The organism is Nostoc sp. FACHB-888, assembly GCF_014696655.1.
Taxonomy (GTDB): domain Bacteria; phylum Cyanobacteriota; class Cyanobacteriia; order Cyanobacteriales; family Nostocaceae; genus Nostoc.
Genome location: NZ_JACJQM010000098.1, coordinates 1 through 17,830 on the forward strand (window position 1 = coordinate 1; position 17,830 = coordinate 17,830).

General features: G+C 40.3%; 16 protein-coding genes and 2 pseudogenes. 10 read left to right on the forward strand and 8 right to left on the reverse strand.

The features are described 5' to 3' along the window. The coding region (locus tag H6G26_RS30690; protein ID WP_190734288.1) for a sigma-70 family RNA polymerase sigma factor at positions 1–584 on the reverse strand (584 nt) is incomplete at its 3' end. Between the two features lie 370 nt (positions 585–954). Here H6G26_RS30690 and H6G26_RS30695 point away from each other — a divergent pair. Continuing rightward, positions 955–1,431, forward strand: coding sequence for a hypothetical protein (locus H6G26_RS30695; RefSeq protein ID WP_190734290.1), 477 nt, complete (start codon positions 955–957; stop codon positions 1,429–1,431). A gap of 259 nt (positions 1,432–1,690) precedes the next feature. Here the strand turns inward: H6G26_RS30695 and H6G26_RS43925 are convergent, their stop codons facing one another. Then, positions 1,691–1,825, reverse strand: coding sequence for a hypothetical protein (locus tag H6G26_RS43925; RefSeq protein WP_277883930.1), 135 nt, complete (start codon positions 1,823–1,825; stop codon positions 1,691–1,693). Positions 1,826–2,021: 196 nt separating this feature from the next. On the opposite strand from H6G26_RS43925, the gene H6G26_RS30700 reads away from it, so the two are divergent. Then, positions 2,022–3,476: an amidohydrolase gene (locus H6G26_RS30700; RefSeq protein WP_347242526.1), complete on the forward strand. Its 1,455-nt coding sequence runs from the start codon at positions 2,022–2,024 to the stop codon at positions 3,474–3,476. A gap of 902 nt (positions 3,477–4,378) precedes the next feature. Next, positions 4,379–5,185: a P63C domain-containing protein gene (locus H6G26_RS30705; RefSeq protein WP_190734292.1), complete on the forward strand. Its 807-nt coding sequence runs from the start codon at positions 4,379–4,381 to the stop codon at positions 5,183–5,185. A 218-nt stretch (positions 5,186–5,403) separates the two neighbouring features. Here the strand turns inward: H6G26_RS30705 and H6G26_RS30710 are convergent, their stop codons facing one another. Beyond that, entirely contained in the window at positions 5,404–5,865 is a 462-nt protein-coding gene (locus tag H6G26_RS30710; protein WP_190734294.1) for a hypothetical protein, read from the reverse strand. 6 nt (positions 5,866–5,871) lie between these two features. Further along, positions 5,872–6,654, reverse strand: a complete 783-nt coding sequence (locus H6G26_RS30715; RefSeq protein ID WP_190734296.1) for a ParA family protein — start codon at positions 6,652–6,654, stop codon at positions 5,872–5,874. Between the two features lie 264 nt (positions 6,655–6,918). On the opposite strand from H6G26_RS30715, the gene H6G26_RS30720 reads away from it, so the two are divergent. From H6G26_RS30720 to H6G26_RS30730, 3 genes are all read left to right on the forward strand, one after another. Then, positions 6,919–7,086, forward strand: coding sequence for a hypothetical protein (locus tag H6G26_RS30720; protein ID WP_190734298.1), 168 nt, complete (start codon positions 6,919–6,921; stop codon positions 7,084–7,086). Positions 7,087–7,999: 913 nt separating this feature from the next. Then, positions 8,000–8,959: a hypothetical protein gene (locus tag H6G26_RS30725; RefSeq protein WP_190734300.1), complete on the forward strand. Its 960-nt coding sequence runs from the start codon at positions 8,000–8,002 to the stop codon at positions 8,957–8,959. 10 nt (positions 8,960–8,969) lie between these two features. Continuing rightward, positions 8,970–9,260, forward strand: a complete 291-nt coding sequence (locus tag H6G26_RS30730; RefSeq protein WP_190734302.1) for a hypothetical protein — start codon at positions 8,970–8,972, stop codon at positions 9,258–9,260. A 259-nt stretch (positions 9,261–9,519) separates the two neighbouring features. Here H6G26_RS30730 and H6G26_RS30735 read toward each other — a convergent pair whose 3' ends face one another. The 3 genes from H6G26_RS30735 to H6G26_RS30745 form a co-directional block, all read right to left on the reverse strand. Next, positions 9,520–12,336 carry an ATP-binding protein gene (locus H6G26_RS30735; protein WP_190734304.1) on the reverse strand — a complete coding sequence of 939 codons (2,817 nt, stop codon included), beginning with the start codon at positions 12,334–12,336 and terminating at the stop codon, positions 9,520–9,522. A gap of 213 nt (positions 12,337–12,549) precedes the next feature. Continuing rightward, positions 12,550–13,662 (reverse strand): histidine decarboxylase, encoded by a 1,113-nt coding sequence (locus H6G26_RS30740; protein WP_190734306.1) that lies wholly within the window; start codon positions 13,660–13,662, stop codon positions 12,550–12,552. A gap of 370 nt (positions 13,663–14,032) precedes the next feature. After that, positions 14,033–14,203 (reverse strand): CopG family transcriptional regulator, encoded by a 171-nt coding sequence (locus H6G26_RS30745; protein ID WP_190734316.1) that lies wholly within the window; start codon positions 14,201–14,203, stop codon positions 14,033–14,035. 556 nt (positions 14,204–14,759) lie between these two features. Between H6G26_RS30745 and H6G26_RS30750 the strand changes: the two genes are divergently transcribed. The 4 genes and pseudogenes from H6G26_RS30750 to H6G26_RS30765 form a co-directional block, all read left to right on the forward strand. Then, the gene (locus H6G26_RS30750; protein ID WP_190734308.1) at positions 14,760–15,326 is read left to right on the forward strand and encodes a hypothetical protein; all 567 of its coding nucleotides are present in this window, start codon (positions 14,760–14,762) and stop codon (positions 15,324–15,326) included. A 120-nt stretch (positions 15,327–15,446) separates the two neighbouring features. Further along, positions 15,447–16,091: a calcium-binding protein gene (locus H6G26_RS30755; RefSeq protein WP_190734310.1), complete on the forward strand. Its 645-nt coding sequence runs from the start codon at positions 15,447–15,449 to the stop codon at positions 16,089–16,091. A 169-nt stretch (positions 16,092–16,260) separates the two neighbouring features. Continuing rightward, positions 16,261–16,533 carry a hypothetical protein gene (locus H6G26_RS30760; protein WP_190734312.1) on the forward strand — a complete coding sequence of 91 codons (273 nt, stop codon included), beginning with the start codon at positions 16,261–16,263 and terminating at the stop codon, positions 16,531–16,533. 81 nt (positions 16,534–16,614) lie between these two features. After that, positions 16,615–17,028 (forward strand): annotated as a pseudogene (locus H6G26_RS30765) (DUF5996 family protein); the annotation flags it as partial. A gap of 53 nt (positions 17,029–17,081) precedes the next feature. Here H6G26_RS30765 and H6G26_RS30770 read toward each other — a convergent pair. After that, positions 17,082–17,483, reverse strand: a pseudogene (locus tag H6G26_RS30770) (IS4 family transposase); the annotation flags it as partial. Positions 17,484–17,830 lie beyond the last annotated feature (347 nt).

The window sequence follows — 17,830 nt, forward strand, 5'->3', positions numbered from 1 at the left end:
AAATTTAATTCTTCAGCAATTTCGGTGACAGTAGCATGGCGACCAAGTTTTTCAAAGCTTTCTCGCTGTACTTTCTTGATTTTATTAAGTATTTCGGTTAGATAGGTTGGCAATCGAATAGTACGAGATTTTTCTGCAATTGCGCGTGTGATCTCCTGACGAATCCACCAGTAAGTATAGGTTGAGAGCTTGTAGCCTTTGTTAGGGTCGAACTTCTCTACCCCTTTTTGCAAACCGAGTGTACCTTCCTGAATTAAATCGAGAAATTCTAAATTGTGGTTCTGGTACTTTTTGGCAACAGAAACCACTAGCCGCAGGTTAGCTGTCACCATTTTCTGTTTAGCTTTTTGACCTTGTTGAATAACTGATTGTAGTTCAGCTACATTTTGCCCAAGCGAGGTAGCTAATTCCAAGTCAGTTGGTTGCCGGTTGAGTTGGAGTGCGAGGCTTAAGCGCTGTTCTTCAATCGCCATCATCTGCTGCACAAGCCTAGCGTTTGTAATTTCTTGGTCAGGAGTTAGCAGAGGGTAGCGTCCGATTTCTTTGAGGTAGGTGCGAACTAAGTCGGTAGTTGGGCTGGGCATACTTTCAATTAATTGTGACGAATACTTTTATTTTTCGTTTGAATAGAATGTTTTATTTCAAAAATTAGCTAACAAACCAAATCTTAACCATAGATTTAACCCAATATTTATCTTTGTAAAACAAATTTATAAGTATAATACTTGAAATTTTCAAATAGGTAAATACTAAAAACTGGTTTATTTTATAACTAAGCTTTAAAGTAGTGGAGAAATTTGGCTGAGTTAAATCAGAGAAACGCTACGCTAATTTTAGAATAAAGTCCTCTCTTGAAGAGAGGATCTGTTCAAATTCGCTTCACATTTGAACAAGGCTTAAAAACGCTCTGTGTAAATCAGTTGAAGATTACAAATACTTAGTTGAGAAATAATCATGGATACGCAATCTCTACTCACTTTGACAATCGTAGTCATCTTTTGGGTATTTGTTACTCTCGTTATATTCCAGTTCATTAACGGACTATTTGTATCGGCTGCTTACGCTAGTAATGTAGTTTCAGTTAGCAATCTAAATATAGCCGCTTCTACAATCCCATCAGTATCAAAAGTAATCACATCACAAGCTCGGACTTTTGAAAAATTGCCAGATCCTTGGACGTTAGAGGATGAAGTTGTTCACCGTACAAGTAATGAAGGGGAAAGACAAAATTCCATCCTTTCCCTTTACCCCACTTCTGCAAGAAGTACATTGAGATTACTGCCTCCAGTTAAAGAAGTTTCGCTACAACCAAAACGTACTACTCGTTCAAACAAAGCTAACAATCCTGCCAAAAAGTCACCGAAAACTAAAAAGGCTGATGTAAATTATTCAGGCAAGCGCAAGCCAGGTAGACCACGTAAAACTGCATAAAACTAAGAAGCTAAAAGGTGAAAGGGATAAAAATGTCCTTTCTCTCTTTCTCTTTTACTAATACTTTATTCTTAGCCTCCGACTGATCAACGGAGGTTAACTTATTTCCTGAAAAATAGCGAACTTTATGTGCCTGTTTGATAGCTAACAAAGCTCCTTGTTGTGAGCAGATCAATATGTTCAAATTGCCTACATCAATCTGCTGATTTTGACAAATGCGATTCCATAGGGCTTCGACGTTCTCAAGGTTGACAGTGAATCAGTTCGCCTCATACCAAGTTTTCTGACTATGACGGCAGACATCGATTAGCTCGAAGTTTCTCAAGAAGCGCGATCGCACTTCTAATGGTGGAGATTTGAGAAACGGCAGTCTTTGCCCCCAGTCGTTAAGCATTTTCCACGCACCAACGCTGCCTGTCAGTTTTGATGCGCTTGGAAATTTAACAGAAATACTCCTGTTATAAATATTTATCAGAAATATTTGAGGTTATCTGTATATTGATTAGTGCCAGTAAAATTACTGTTTAATTCTAGGTTAAGAATTAGACATATTTTTTCACGACAAACAAAAATTAGTGAGGAAGAATAGTGTGAAACGCCAGCCTCCAAAATACTACAGGCTACTCATTTTATTTGTCTGTACAGTGTTTATTGCCTTTACAGGTCAAGTAGCCCTCGCCCAATATAATTATCGTTGGAGCAATCAAGACAGACAGCAAGTAGAATTGATTGTCAGCGGTGATTTTGTGGTCACGATGAATGACGCACAACCGATAATTAAACATGGTGCAGTTGCGATCAAGGACGGCAAAATTGTTGCTGTAGATACACAAGATAAAATTCTGACATCTTACAAAGCCGCTAAGAGATTACCTGGCGAAGGTATGGTACTCATGCCAGGGCTAGTTAACGGTCACTCTCATACAGCAATGGTTTTGTTTCGCGGTTTAGCGGACGATTTAAGCTTACAAGATTGGCTACAAAATTACATATTTCCCGCAGAAAAACGCTTCGTTAACGAAAACTTTGTCCAAGTTGGAGAAGAACTGGCTTGTTGGGAAATGATTAGTGGTGGCACTACAACATTTGTTGATATGTACTTCTATCCGGATGTTGCTGCTAGAGTAGTTGAGCGATGTGGCTTGCGGGCTGTGATTACAGGTTCGTCTATAGATTTCCCCAGCCCTGGTTTCCAAGGCTGGGATGATGCGTTTGCCGCAGCAGTAGATTTCGTCAAACGTTGGAAAGGTAAGAACACAAGGATTATTCCAGCCCTTGCACCACACGCACCTTACACAGTATCGCCGGAGCATTTAACACAGGCTATACAGTCGGCACGTCAATATGATGTGCCATTAACAATCCACCTTGCAGAAACACAAACCGAAGTTCAAGACATCCAACAACGCTATAATGCCACCCCAGTACAACACCTAGAAAATCTTGATTTCTTAGAGCCGCGAGTATTTGCTGCTCACGTAGTCTGGCCTAACAAAAGTGAAATCGCTCTGATGGCACAACGTGGTGTTGGTGTCATTCATAATCCTGAATCAAATTTGAAGCTGGCTTCTGGCTTTGCACCAGTTCCAGCAATGTTGCGGGCGGGAATTAAAGTTGGTCTGGGTACGGATGGTGCTGCATCGAATAATGATTTAGATATGTGGGAAGCGATTCGTCTTACCGCCCTCATTCATAAAGGTACAACTCTCGACCCCACCGTTTTACCAGCCAAGACAGTTTTACGGATGGCAACTTTGGGAGGTGCAGAAGCTCTCGGTTTAGCAAATAAAATTGGCGCAATTAAGGAGGGACTTCAAGCAGACTTAATTCAAGTAGATCTCACGTCCGCACACCTGACTCCTGTTTACGATGTGATTTCCCATCTGGTTTATGCAGCCAAAGCCCAAGATGTTGATACTGTAATTGTAGATGGAAAAGTTCTTATGTCTGGACGTAAGGTACTTACGGTAGACACTGAGCAGATTCGGCGTGAAGCTATCAGGATTGCTAAACGAATTAAAGCCGAGTTACGACCATCGAATTAACTCTTGTTTTGAAATATCACCAAACCAAGTTTTTTCTAATCGGTCGAAAACATAAGAAGACGTTGCCGTTGACGCTAATGTCCCTCAAAGAGAAGGCATCGCCTCACTCAAACATTTCACATTTTAGGCAGACACAAAACTCTACTCCCGCACCGGAAACCACCGCATCATCTCCGTAACCGCAACTGCCTCAGCTGATGGAGTGTACACCACCTCACCTGACATCGCAATTACAATCCTGTTTTTTTCTAGCGTGGCAAAACTAGCTAGAGCAAAAACTTAAACCTAGTAAATTCGTTATTATTGAAAATTTTGGTTTACCTATTTACGCCTATTTCAATCATTAGAAATCTACTCTAGCAAGTTTTACCGCTCTAGTTTTTTTGCGCCTACTCAAACCACGCGATCACCTACGGTGGGGATACTGTTGGCGAATATAATACATAATTGTATTTTCAAGTATTACTTAAGCTCAAACCTTCAATCTGTCGTTGCGGCTTTTAGTTGTAACACTTTTGTTTAGACGTTTGTAACACTTTCACCAACAGTATCCGCTTTTTGAGCGTTCGCATCAATAGTTGAAGGACACAAAGTAATGAGAGTTAGTTTAGTATCCTCTCATGACAATTTTTAATATTCCTATCTGTGGGGAAACTATCTACATGGGCAGTGGCTATCAGACAACTTGGGCTGGCTTGAAAATAGCTGTCTACTTTTAGATTCCAAGTTTTTTGCATAGTTGATTTTCTGTTGAAGTAAAAGTTATATGTTAACGCTATAGCCATGAGACTTTAGCACAACTTGAGGTGAAGCTGGACTTCAGGCATAACACTAGGGGAAGTGCAATCTACCATGCAAACGCTCCGCGAGAAATTGATGAAATTTTTGTGGAGAAACCAATCATGGCTAAGAAAGACTTCACACCTGCCCAAGCCGTTGAGTTGTACATTGGCAAATATCGGTTTGATGCCATTAGGATTGTTGAGACGGAAGAGTACCGGATGTCCCAAAATCAAATCCTTTCAACGATTGGTATCAATCGTAACTGGCTAATCACGTTACCTTTTAAAGCACCCAAAGTCTATCAAAACCTTGTAAAACAAGGACTAAATCATGTTACCCTTTTTGCGGAATATACCGTCAATGGCGTGGGAACCCGTGCTGAAACTATATCAGTAAAGGATGCCAGAATAATCTGGCGCTATTTCGACACGAAAAGAAATGCACAAGCTCGAAGGTTAATTGATGCCTTATCTGAAGACTCACTTACTAGCAGATTCGATCAAGTCTGGGGAGCGTCGCGGACAGTTGAGCAACGGCGCATAGACGATTCTCGCATCTTAGATACGCCCCGCCCTTGGACGAGACTCTTCGAGACTGAATTTGAGGAGAATCTAGCACGGATAAGCAAGCTACATAAAAAGCACATACAAAATGGCAAATATTATTGGGAGTTTGTCTACAACTGGATGACTCCCGAAGAAAAGGCCAAGCTCGATATCGTTAATCCAATTTTGCCTAACGGGAGGAGGAAGTACAAAATACACCAAATGCTGTCGAAAGAAACGAAGGAGAGGTTATCTCCCCATGTGATATCAGTCCTGGTTCTGATGAAGTCGGCTAACTCGGTGACAGAACTAAGGCGGCTGGTGCAGCGGCAGTATGGAATAGATCAGCCGAATCTGTTTGATGGTTGGAATGTGGAATAGTTGACGTAAGTTGCGCGGTAAGCTGACAACGGCTTACCGGAATCACTCTCTATGTATGATCGCACAAGGGCAGTGCTTTCTTGTAATTACAGAGATCCAAGCTCCGGCATCAAATTACTGAATGATAACAGGGATAAAGTGAGCAAATTTTGATCTCCGCTCACAATCCCAAGACTATAATCATATTCAGTCTGGCGGCTTCTGCGATCCGTTTTAAACTAACTGCCACCATATTTTTGCATCATTGCCAAAGTACGCCGTACTAATCCAGCACGTTTGCGTTTCGCTAATCGTACTTTGGCATCTGCTAGAACTTTTGACTTCAAGTTAGGTTTTTCTTGCAACAAAGCGATCGCAGCTTCAATTAAAATCTCTGGTGTAATATCGTTGCTATCACATAACTTAACTAAATCTTCTCTAATTCCCTGCTCTAAATGAACAGCCAAGCGTTTGCCAACAGTAGGAAGGTTCTTTAGTTCTGTCTGTAATCCTGATAAATCTTCAGATGTAGCAGATGTAGTAGATGTATCTATTTCAGTTTCAAGTATTTCATCATCAACTTCAACCAGTAGTTCACTCTCTGGAGTAGAGCGTTTATTACCTAAAGATGGATCACGAGGAGCTACCTTAGCTCGTGACTTAGATGTGAGGATAGAGCGAATATCATTAACGTCACTCATAACGTTTTATTTTAACCTTTTAATTTTTTCGACTATTACTTCAATTGGATATGCTAAGTCACCCTGGTTCATCTGATGCAAAGTCAGCCCTTTATTAATGGCTTGTTTAAACTTTTCTGACTCTCGAATTGATGGCAGTACCAGATCAGACTCTAACCATTCGGTACTTATCTGTTTCATTGACTCAATATTACTTTCGCTTTCTGTTGTGCGGCGTAAGCCTACCCATCGGTCACGGAAAGGAATTACACCGAGAATTTCACCATTAAATGCTTCTTGATCATCCCGAAGTTCAGCAATTAGCTCTAGCGTGCGTATTAGAGACTGTAAGCCTTTAACAGAAGTTTCAATTGGAATCATTAAAGCGTCGCTTGCACCAATCACTGTCAAACAAATTTGCGATCGCTGCGGAGGAGCATCAACAATACAATAGTCAAATAGTTTAGCAACTGAAGCTAGGCGTCTTTTGAGCGTAAAAGCACCTGTTCCACTACCAGCAAGATAGTCTTGTACGTTATCCAGTGCGTCATCAGAAGGAATTAAAAACAAATTGTCGTGTTGTGTCTTGTAAATTCCGTCTTCTGTATTAACCTGTTTTTTTAGAACTTCTAGGAGTGTTGGATTATCTGGCTCTACTGTATGCCCCAGGAAAGTCGTTAAGCTACTTTGAGGATCAGCATCAACAAGCAAAACAGTGTGTCCTTGAAAAGCTAGTAATCTTGCTACGAACAAGACTACTGTAGTTTTTCCCTGGCCCCCAGCCAAAGATATAGAGCTGACAGTGTGCATTTTGAAAAACCTGAACTTTGTCCATGCTGTAAAGTTGCAACACATTATACATAACACATTGACTTTCTGTGTAAATGCATAGTTAAAAAAATGTAAATTTGTTAAGTTGAATATTTATTTAATTTTAAAGTTGCACTTTTGAAAACTTGACTAAATGTAAAACTGTATTTTTGAAAACTTTCAAGCTTGTAAAGATGAAACATTTGAAGTAAAGTAAAGTCCATAACCCTTACTGTTACAGAGTTACTTCAAAGACGGGTATATATGAAATCCACTCGTAGACCACCCAAGCCACAACAACCTAAGCCTAACAATTTAGGTTCCAAACCAAAGCAGATCCTTGCTATAAATCAGTCAGAGGGACAGTCGCTAAATATAACTGATGAGCCAGTAGAGTTGACCCAAAATGTAAGTAACGTCGGCGATCGCTAATGATGACTTGCCACATCCACACTCGGCACAACATTCACAAAAAAGCCGTGGTGGAAACTCAAAATCCTCAGAACCCTGTCAGCACATGCAATCCCTGGATTGCAACTCGGAGATAGGGCGTGTGATAAGCTAATCGTCATTTAAATTGCAACATTTTTATGGTGATAAAAGCTGCAAACCCTCTCCCCTGCTCCCTGCCCCCTGCGCCCCTGCGCCCCTGCGATCTCAATGTGCAAATTAAATGCTTAACAGCTTATTCGAGTGCTACCACTGCAAGCAGGGGATAGTTAGCGAGTACACCGGGGAACCCGTAATGGGCGAGTACAAAGGACGACCAAAGAGTGATTTTCATAAAGGTAAAATGCCCCAACTGTGAGCAAACAGCGATTCGACTGCAAGCAAGGGAAGTGCTTTCGATTACGGCGATACCTTCACCTTGGGCAGAAAAGTAAAATATGCATCGACTGCTTTTTTTTATTCGTTATATGGAAAGATTTTAAAAAGTACTCATGGGGTATATATAGGGGCTATATATACCCCAACAATAGTTCAGGACTTTAGGGACATTTTAACCCCTATATAGGGTGTATATAGGTGATAAGTAGGGTATATTTGACTGGTTGATATTTTGTACCCCACTTAGCCCCCAAGGGGTTATGATAAACTCTTGAGTCTGGAGAAAAAAAGGCTCTTGAGCAGGGGAGCAAGAGAAAATTGTTTGCATTAACAATTATAGTTATCGGTGTAAGAAAAACTAATTATTCTGCTGAAGGTCAGAGTTCTCCATTTTGAACAGTAAATAGTAAACACTAAGAACTGTTTTAATTCTCTCCTCTGCTCCTCTGCCCCTCTGCTCCCCCAAATTACCTGAACAGATAATTTTCACAAATCAAAGTCTATTACCTTTGTATTTATGTCAAACATTCACACGTTACAAAGAATTTTTCCTGCTGGTTTCGATAACGGTTACGGAAGCCTCAAACTTTTAGTCGAAGGGTTTGAAGTAGTTCGTGTGCCGAGTTATATTTCCACAGTAGAAATGGAAGATGTACCTGGACGAGTAATTTTTAACGGTACTGCTTATACAGTTGGAGAGTCAGCTTACCGAACAGGGAATTATTTTGACCGCAACACAGACAATAATGAAAATAAAGTCAACAACGCATTGTTGACTTTATTGGGTGCATTGGCACATCTACCACACCGTAGGGCTTGGCACTTAAAATTAGTCGTCAGCTTACATGATGTCGGTCTGGCTGAAGAATTACAAAAAGTACTCAATGGAGAATATAAGCCTTTACTTGCTGGCAAGCAATCAGACGTGAAAGTAGAAGTGCTGAAAGTCGTACTAGAGGGAATGGGTGCATTGTTTGGGCATCCACTACCGAAAAAGCTAACCATTTTAGACTTTGGCAATGGTACGACTTTGTATTCTCGTTACAACCAAGGAAAACGAGAAGTTCACACTGCTTACCCCATCGGTGTAGAAGTTCTCATCGATGATATCTCCCAAAAAATGAAACATTTAAATGGCGGAAAAATCGGAGATCCATCCAAAATCCGATTTTGTTTGGAAATGGGGCATACCAGGTATAGCCGTGACATCGATATCAAAGATGTATACAGTACTTGTTTGAAAGATTGGTATGAAAAATACTTGAAGAAAGTGGTGAATCTGACACTTGATGCCAAGCACCAGGGGGATGAAATCTGGGCGATTGGTGGAGGTTGCCTTTTACCAGGGTTCAAGAAGCTGTTGGAGAAAAACGGCTTCAAAATCCTGGACAATCCGGTAGAAGCCAATGTCTCTGGGCTTTTAGAGATGGCAAAGACCATTAGCAGCAAAAATCTAACGGGCACATCTGGAAAGTGAAGTTATAACAATGGTAGATAAAAAAGACTTAGCACCGGAAAAAGTTCGCCTCAAAGATAATTACCGGGAGCGCATCTTTGCAGAATCGCAAAAACTAGATAAAAGTTACCTGGACACGATTTACTTTATAGTTGATTGCTATTTTGTTTTCATTAAGGCTGGGTTACCTGTACAACAAATAGCAAACACTCCGATTAATACTGAGTCAAACCAACTCACGTCTTGGACTCCAACTCCATTTGCACAGGAGAAAGAAGAAGATTCTGAACCGGAAACATTCAGCCTTGATTTTGATTTGTAACCGTCAAAGGAAGTTGGCAACACCTCCCGCCTGGTTAAAAGCTGCGATGACTCGGCTCATAAGTGAGTTGGTTTACCTGCACCATTACAATTAAAGATAACTGTTGATGCGTCAATCAATACTGTAAACTTCTTGGCATTTGTGGGGGAAAGGGGAAAGGGATGGAATTTCCCCTTTCCCTTTCCCCGATATCTTGGCATTTGTTACTTTTGCAAGATGTCTATTGTAGTCAAAAACTTGGCATCGCGTACATAAAGAATCAGAAAGGGTCTAGTCGTTTGGTTTTTAATGAATGCTTTAAGGGAATTGTAATTATAAATTCTGTACCTTTATTAGGAGAGGAAATACATTCTAATGTTCCCTGATGCTTTTGAGTAATTATTTGGTAACTAATAGATAAGCCTAAACCTGTGCCTTTTCCGACTGGTTTTGTCGTGAAAAAGGGGTCAAACAGTTGCTTTTGAATCTTTTCCGGGATACCAGAACCATTATCAGCAATAGAAATAATTACTAACTGTTGGTTAGCAATGAAACTAGTAAAAATGCAAATTTGGGGAATATTAGTAGTTTTTTCATGGACTATCGATTCTTCTAAAGCATCTATTGCATTTGCAAGAATATTCATAAACACCTGATTGAGTTGTCCGGGGTAACATTCTACCAATGGCAAATTGCTGTATTTCTTAATGAGTTTAATCGCTGGATAATTAACTGTAGCTTTGAGGCGATGCTCTAGGAGCATCAAGGTACTATCAATACCCTCGTGAATATTTACCGCCTTCATCTCTGCATGATCTAGGCGGGAAAAGTTACGTAAAGATCGTACAATCTCTGTAATTCTTTCAGCACCAATTCTCATAGAAGTTAGTAACTTTGGTAGGTCTTCTATTAAGAAATCAATATCTATGGCTTGTGCTTGCTTTTGGATTTGGGTTACTGGATTAGGATAGTATTGCTGATATAGTTGCAGCAGTTCAAGTAAATCTTGGGTGTACTGATTGGCAGGAGTTAAATTACCATAGATAAAATTGACGGGGTTATTGATTTCGTGAGCTACACCTGCCACTAACTGCCCCAAACTAGACATTTTTTCACTCTGCACCAGTTGAGATGCTAGCAGCTTTGCTTCTTGTTGTAATTGTGCTTGTGATTGTCGTAATCTTTCCTCTGCCTGTTTGCGTTTAGTAATATCGTGGAGAATAACGACATATTCTTGAAAATCTTGATGCGGTCGGTCGGAAATAGAAACTTCCAAAGTTCGCACACCAGCTTTGTGGAACAGGGTGTGTTCACTTCGCTTTGTCCATTGCTGTGGATAGTCAGGAAATTCAAACATCCATTTGCTGAGGTGATTTCCTAGCAACTCAAATGGTTTGATATCAAAGATAGATTCGGTTGCTGGGTTTGCCTGCCTGATACTACCCTGCTCATCCAAGACCAAAATACCATCCTGGGCAACAGTAAACAGATGTTCGGCAGCTTCTCGTGCCTCTGCAATGGCTACTACTTGAGGTAAGGTTGTCCAACAGGCTATAGCTACTCCTATAAATGCCACTGTCATCAGCAATACAACAAATAAATTTTCATCTGTAGCTTTTGTCGCCGTGTTCAAGTTAGCACCAAATAACCAGCCCGTTGCGACTGCACTGCATATTAAAATAATTAGGATGCTTACCTGGAGTATGACAGAATCCTTAATAATTACCGAAGAGCGGACGCGGTAATGCCGCCTCCACCAACTTAAATGAAAAGGCGAGAAGTTAACGTGGCGGATTAGCGCATCAATTCCGATAATTCCAATCGGAAATGCTAGACCAATCAGGAAATTTATCCAACCCCAGGCAATCCCCCCTACCAATAAAACCACAATTTCTAACAGCAGAATGCCCAAAGATATTCGAGGAAACAAAACTTCTGGACGATTGCGCCCCAACCAAAGCCCTAAATGCAATAACATAAAGGAGGCAAACCAACCGATATTTCCCACTGCGACAATTTGGGTTACATTTGCCCAAATTAGATAAAGGCAGCAAAGCACCAAAGTTAAGCTCAGAGCAGGCACAAACACGCCGCGACGCGACACAGCAGAAAAGACTGGTGAAATATGGTTATCTAAGGCAAGCTGATACAAAATTCTCGGGCAATTAGAAACTACTGTTGCAGAACCTAACAGAGAAGCAGACACCAATAGAAAGGTGATGTTAATTTGGGCCCAGTTTCCCCAAAAGGGTTTAGAAGCCGCCACAAGATTCAAAAAAGCATTATCATCCAGACCTGGCGCTGTTGCTAACCGCATCATCACCCAAGACCCGCCGATAAAAATAGGTGGCATCATCCAAGCAGCAATATCCAGAAAGCGCAGCGTTTGCTTGGGATGACGGCTATCTGCGACAAAGGAAGAAGCCGTTTCACAACTATAAGTAGCGTAGGAAACGAAAAAGAACCACTTTGCCCAATCCACGAAGCTCAAAGATGACCAACTGTTAGGAAAAAACCCAGGGCTAGCACTGGAGAAAGTTAACCAGCCAAGACCTTGTACACAAAAGGTAGTTAGTAGCCCAAAAGCTGGAATCGCAAAAAATAAATGCAAAATACTCAGCGCACGAGTACCACTAAACGCCACTACAAATGGCAGTAGCGTAAAGCCAATGTCCAAACATAATTTAGGACAGGCAATGCCTAGCGATTCTAAATTCACTCTAATTAAATCAGTGAGAACGAGAGTATTAACTGATAAGTAAGAAACCCAGTTAAGAAGGTATCCAATTGCAGCATAGCGAGCTAGTCCAGGGTAGCGTTTGAGCAGATGGCTGACATAGTTAGGCGTTCCTCCTGCCACATTAATAAAATGCATTCCTAAACGCTTGACCTGATAGTTAATCAGCATCCCGACAATGACAGCAGGTATCCAAACAAAAATAGCTTGTGAACCAAGAGCAGCATGAATTGCAGGAACTAATGCTACCCATGAAATATGAGCTGTCAAACCGAAGCCCCAGCTTTCAACAGTACTTAGACTTCTAGTTAAGTGAGGGTATGAAGATTGGCTTACAGGTGTATAGTCTTGTTTGAGCATGATCGGTAATGCGAAGCTTTTTGGTTAACCTTGTTAGCTAGAGTTCCCATATAATCACGCGAGTTAATAATAAATTTCGGTTTATCCTAAAATTTATTTGATAAATAACTTTTTAGGTTTAGCCTATCTCGGCTTTTCCAAATTTTCGCAAAAAAAGTCAACTTCGCCAATAGCATCGTCTGCTACTTATACTCCGGCTACTGGCGAATTACTTTATTCTTTACCTATTTTTGCTAAATCAAACTGTTCTGTAACAAGTTCTTCAACAAAATGATCAAGAAATTTGATGTAGTGATTTTGCATGATAATTGCATGTGCATAATCTCCCCTGACTGCAAGTTGATACTTTTTCACAAGATTATTAGAGGGTTTATTGAAAACAACTGTATTTGAATAAGGGTTGAGAAATGGATTGAAGTCTCTTAACTTCAGTTGTTTACACAAATGCTCTGCTTTGGCTACACAATCAGCTACTTCTAATCCAAAGTTAGAACGCCTTTTGGAGATTTCATGCCATAAACAAAGTGAAGTATGTCCGTTGCGGCTACCTCCAATAGTCATATCCTGAGCGCCGATATACTCGATATCAGATGTGAGAGCTTCAACCAAATGTTTTTTCGTAATAACAACGCCACAAGGGAAAGGGCTACCAATAAATTTATGTCCTGAGATTGACAGCGAACTGATAGGTCTGTTGAAATCAATCCAGTGCGAACGCAAGTAGGGAAGAAGCATTCCACCTAAAGCGCCATCAACATGAATATAGAATTGGCTGATCTTTTTCATCTCTAGAACATTGAGAATCTGCTCAATATCGTCTATTGCTCCTGTAAAAGTAGTACCCAGGTTAAGGCAAATAATCGCAGGCACATTAGGTACAAGTTGCTCATATAAATCACTATAATCCATTTCTTCGGAAGGTATTAGTACACCAATCTTGTGATATGGAATTCTAAAAAACCTAGCTGCTTTGCTTACAGAGTAATGTGAAGCAGCTGAGGCGTACAAAATAGCATTAGGATAGTTTTCTCTCCCTAAGAGTATTCCGTACAAGTTGCCTTCGGTTCCACTGGTAGTTACGTATCCCCACCAATCCTTAAGATGGTATAAAGTTGCAAAGAATTGCAACACTTCTTTTTCAAAATCTCGTGAATCAATTCGATAATGCGATTTAGTAAAGCAATCTCCCCCAAGGTTATTAATTGAGTATTTCAGAAAAGGTAATAAGAATGTATGATCGTGTTTTAAGTTGTAGGGATATCCTAAATGAAACTCAGATGCTTCATTAAGAATCTGCTGATATTCAGAAAGAAAGTCAACATCCATTTTTTTATTCCAAATATTGTTGTTAATTTAGAAGGCAGAAGGAACCCACTCTTAAAAGGGTGGGATTGAAACAAGGACGCTTTATACTTCGTGGCACTTTCCGCTCGGTATAATTCTTTCTTTTAAAGTGCGGCTCTATACCCACAACTAAAGTTTTATTAATACTTCTTTCCTTCTGCCGTCTGTCTTCGTACTTCCGCCTTTCTTTGTAATTCTTTTAAATGCGTTTAAATAATCTCAAGTAGGCGTAGAACCACCAAGTGCATTTCTGTAACTATTTGCTTTCTGTAGCACACTGATTTACTATCTTAAATTTGGTATTCACTTATACATTTAATTAGTGAGTAAATACCCTCTAAAACCATACCTTTCAATTTGCGTTTGGCGTTTCTTCAACAGTTAAAGAACGAATTAACTCTCGAATTACATCCGTTGCTGCTCGTCCTGTTATTGAGCAATATTTTTCTAACCTCTCTGCTTCGCTTGATGCAAGATTGATTGTCAAGCGTTTAATAGCCCATTTCTTATTCACTGATTTAATTAACTCTACTTGAAACTACTTATCTAATATCAATCATTCGATCTGTTATCACAATGATAAAACTAATGATATTATCCTCAAGAAGCTGTAAAGAAAATGCTGTTAACTTTGAAGCCGTAGTGAAGAGTTTAAATCCAGTTTAAATGATGAAGCTTAAGTAATTTAAAAGCAACAATTATGAATATAACATCAGCTAAAAGTTTTTATTTAATTAAGCATTCAGTGGAAATACATGGTAACTAGCAGCTTACCGACTGCATTGCTAGAAGCAATTCTGAACCAACCTGAGTTAAGTTCGGGAGAATAATACTTTGGTTAAGCCAAGCGCGATCGCTTAACTGCCTGCTGTAGGCACTCACCATCTTTTTTTAGGATGTCCATTTTGTTACCCCTGATTTTAATTATGCGGTTTTCTACACCCTACCCCTTCCACTCTTTTGATTACCATATAAGTTAAGCAACCTCTCGACTAGTGATCGAGGCAGGGCAGCCGCGTCTAAATTAGTCCTGGCCAAAATCAAGGTTAAAACCAACAAAAGAATCATAGGATTTTCAGATGGTTCAAGTCAACTTTAATATTTGGGGGAACGGTTCTGTCAATCGTTCTGGGCGTATTATTTCTGAGGCACCGACTTATGTCGTTATTCATGGTTATCAAAGCAGTGGTGGCAATGTAGGTAATAACTACAAAGCTGCTGATTGGATGGAAAACATAACCCAAACCATCCGAGAGCGTGAGTCTAATGCTAATATCATTCTCCTAGATTGGGAGGAAGGAGCTAGTTCGTTGTGGTATCCTACTTCCGCCACCAGAACAGGCGATGTTGGTAATCAATTGGCTAGCTACTTAATAAATAATGGTGTAGATCCCACTTACACCAACCTAATCGGACATAGTTTGGGAGCGCACATTGCTGGTACGGCAGGCTCTGCCTACCGTGAAGCTACTGGGCTTTCTCTTGCTCAAATAGTAGGACTCGACCCCGCAGGGCCTGAGTTTGAAGGCAAAGCTGCAAGCGAGCGCTTAGATGCAAGTGATGCTAATCGAGTTGTATCTTTGCATACTAGTGAATCTTTGGGTTATGATTCTCAATTGGCTACTTTAGATGTTTATGCCAACTGAAATGACTTATTCCAGCCTGGACAGTGGAATTTTGCTGGCAATCATGGTTATGCCCATATCCTCTATACAGAATTACTCCAAGGCAATAGTTTTACCCAGTCCGATAGCACTCTGTTAAATTTGAATACAGTAGTCAATGCTGGATTTACTGGGCAGGACGATGCCAACACTAAAAACAATAAGGTTATTGTTGCTCTGAATCTTTTGGGTACTGGTGACAACGATACCCAAGCGGGTGGTGCAGCTAATGATACTATCAGTGGCAATGCCGGAATTGACTACATTACAGGTGGTGATGGTGGCGATTCCATCTTTGGGGACAGTGGTAGCGATCTTCTTTATGGTGGACGTGGGAATGATTCTGTCTTTGGTGGCATTGGGAGCGATCGCTTGTTTGGGGATGAAGGTGGCGACGTACTTACAGGAGCAGATACAGCAGCAAGAGGTGTTGCTGAAATTGACCGCTTGACTGGCGGTAGTGGTAGCGATCAGTTTGTTTTAGGTACCACTTTCGGTGTTTTCTACAGCGATAATAATACTAGTACTTCCGGACTGGGCGATTACGCTATAATTGCTGATTTCTATGCCACCGAAGATACACTCCAATTGTCTGGCTCCTACTCTAGCTATAACTTGGGAGCAGCGCCAACTGACTTGGCTTATGGTACAGCTTTATTCCTGAATGAAACTAGTCCTGAACTAATTGCGATCATTCAAGGCTCTAGCAATCTCACCCTTAGTGCCAGCTATTTTCTTACGGTCTAAAATATAATCTCAAAAGTCCCCAATTCTGACTCCATCTCAGTCTTCAACGATCTATCCTGAATTAGTTCCACGATCTGCGCTAGCTTTGGGGTTTTTTCAAGCTCAATAAAGCGGCGTTCCCCCTTGGGGTCGTACATGGCTTCATATTTTAATAAGAAAATTAATTGGCTTGTATAATTTACTACTGTCTTCTTCGCTTGAATCTCAAGAATGTAAGATTGCCAACGGGGGGCGTAGCAAACATAGCATTGCTACACAACGTTTGCCTGCCTCAGTTTTTCGCCAAAGGTCAGTTTTAGGGATTTTAGCCGTGTTTGTCACACAACCTTACTTGTTGTTATCTATTGAAATTGCAACTGAATCACTTTGGTTGGCAAATTGCCACAGTGGTGTGGAGCTTGTCTTTCATTATCGGAGATTTAGTGAGCCTGAATTGGTATAGTCAAATCATTGAGGCACAATTACATAAACCTTAATTGGTTTATTTAACATCAATTTTTGGCATAGAGGTAAGGTACAGCGCATGGCTATTCTGCACAGTTCACCAACTGATATCTGGCTTCCATTACCTGTTGCTGCATGGCAGGATACTTATGAAACGCTGCATCTGTGGACTCAGATTGTTGGCAAAATCCGGTTAGCATTAACTCCAAAAATCAATCATTGGTGGCACTCAACTTTGTATGTCACGCCGCATGGACTCACAACCTCAACCATTCCCTACGGCACTCGTAATTTTCAAATCACCTTTAATTTTCTGATTCATCAACTTCTAATTGAGACAAGCGATGGCATGACAAGAACCATCGAACTGGCTCCTTGCTCCGTAGCTGACTTCTATCAGGCTGTAATCAATGCTTTAAAAGAAATCTTCATCGACGTGCGGATTTGGACAATGCCACAGGAAATCGCTGCTCCCATTCCCTTTGAGCAAGATGAAAAACCTTGCGGGGCTACAAAAAGGGCTAATGCTTTATTGAAAACAGTTTTTTGCTCATCAAAATTACTCGAACCTAACTTGTCTAACAACTCAAAATATATTGGAATAGACCTTTTATCCCAAACCACACTAATCATTAATAGGTTAATGCATCCCCAATTAGTCCGATCTATGACTACATAAACGACTTCAGTTAAAGGAAAATATATTTCTAGCCAGCTTTTAACTATGGGAAACCATATTTCTTCAACATTTATGTAGTTCAGAGATAAAAAACGTTGAATCTTTTTTCTTCTACTTTCAAACAATATTGGAATAGGTAAAGCTGTAGCCAATGCCTCAAGGCTTACAGTTTTAAGAGATTGTAATAAATTTATCAGGATTTTTAGTAATAAATATTCTGCACGTCCCAATTCTTGCTTGAGGTTTGTTTCGTAGAATTCTGGTAACATTATCATTAAATAGAGCTTATTGCGAATTAATGCTCTTTTTCTTTTACCACAAATTGCTATACTACTTGCCATATATCTATTTCAGGGTATTTTGTCTCCCCTCAAGACTTCAGAGCTATCAAAAGATGAAAAAGATTGGATAGAAGTTTCAGCCCCCGTGAGGGGATTTGGTTAGTGGAAACAACCGTATGATTCTTTAGACTTGTCGGGAAATAAAAGATGAGTGAGGCAATGTTGGTCTTGAATTGGGATTTTCTTAAGCAGCCATCAAGTAGAAGTTCCATAATCCTGCTGCGGTCAGCATCAAGTGATCATCAAACTTTTCAATCCGATTACGATAAATGACA

Excerpts from the sequence above, each read along its gene's own strand:
- H6G26_RS30695 (WP_190734290.1), top strand. The coding sequence starts at position 955 with ATGGATACGCAATCTCTACTCACTTTGACAATCGTAGTCATCTTTTGG.
- H6G26_RS43925 (WP_277883930.1), bottom strand. The coding sequence starts at position 1,825 with ATGCTTAACGACTGGGGGCAAAGACTGCCGTTTCTCAAATCTCCACCA.
- H6G26_RS30705 (WP_190734292.1), top strand. The coding sequence starts at position 4,379 with ATGGCTAAGAAAGACTTCACACCTGCCCAAGCCGTTGAGTTGTACATT.
- H6G26_RS30710 (WP_190734294.1), bottom strand. The coding sequence starts at position 5,865 with ATGAGTGACGTTAATGATATTCGCTCTATCCTCACATCTAAGTCACGA.
- H6G26_RS30715 (WP_190734296.1), bottom strand. The coding sequence starts at position 6,654 with ATGCACACTGTCAGCTCTATATCTTTGGCTGGGGGCCAGGGAAAAACT.
- H6G26_RS30720 (WP_190734298.1), top strand. The coding sequence starts at position 6,919 with ATGAAATCCACTCGTAGACCACCCAAGCCACAACAACCTAAGCCTAAC.
- H6G26_RS30725 (WP_190734300.1), top strand. The coding sequence starts at position 8,000 with ATGTCAAACATTCACACGTTACAAAGAATTTTTCCTGCTGGTTTCGAT.
- H6G26_RS30730 (WP_190734302.1), top strand. The coding sequence starts at position 8,970 with ATGGTAGATAAAAAAGACTTAGCACCGGAAAAAGTTCGCCTCAAAGAT.
- H6G26_RS30735 (WP_190734304.1), bottom strand. The coding sequence starts at position 12,336 with ATGCTCAAACAAGACTATACACCTGTAAGCCAATCTTCATACCCTCAC.
- H6G26_RS30740 (WP_190734306.1), bottom strand. The coding sequence starts at position 13,662 with ATGGATGTTGACTTTCTTTCTGAATATCAGCAGATTCTTAATGAAGCA.
- H6G26_RS30750 (WP_190734308.1), top strand. The coding sequence starts at position 14,760 with ATGGTTCAAGTCAACTTTAATATTTGGGGGAACGGTTCTGTCAATCGT.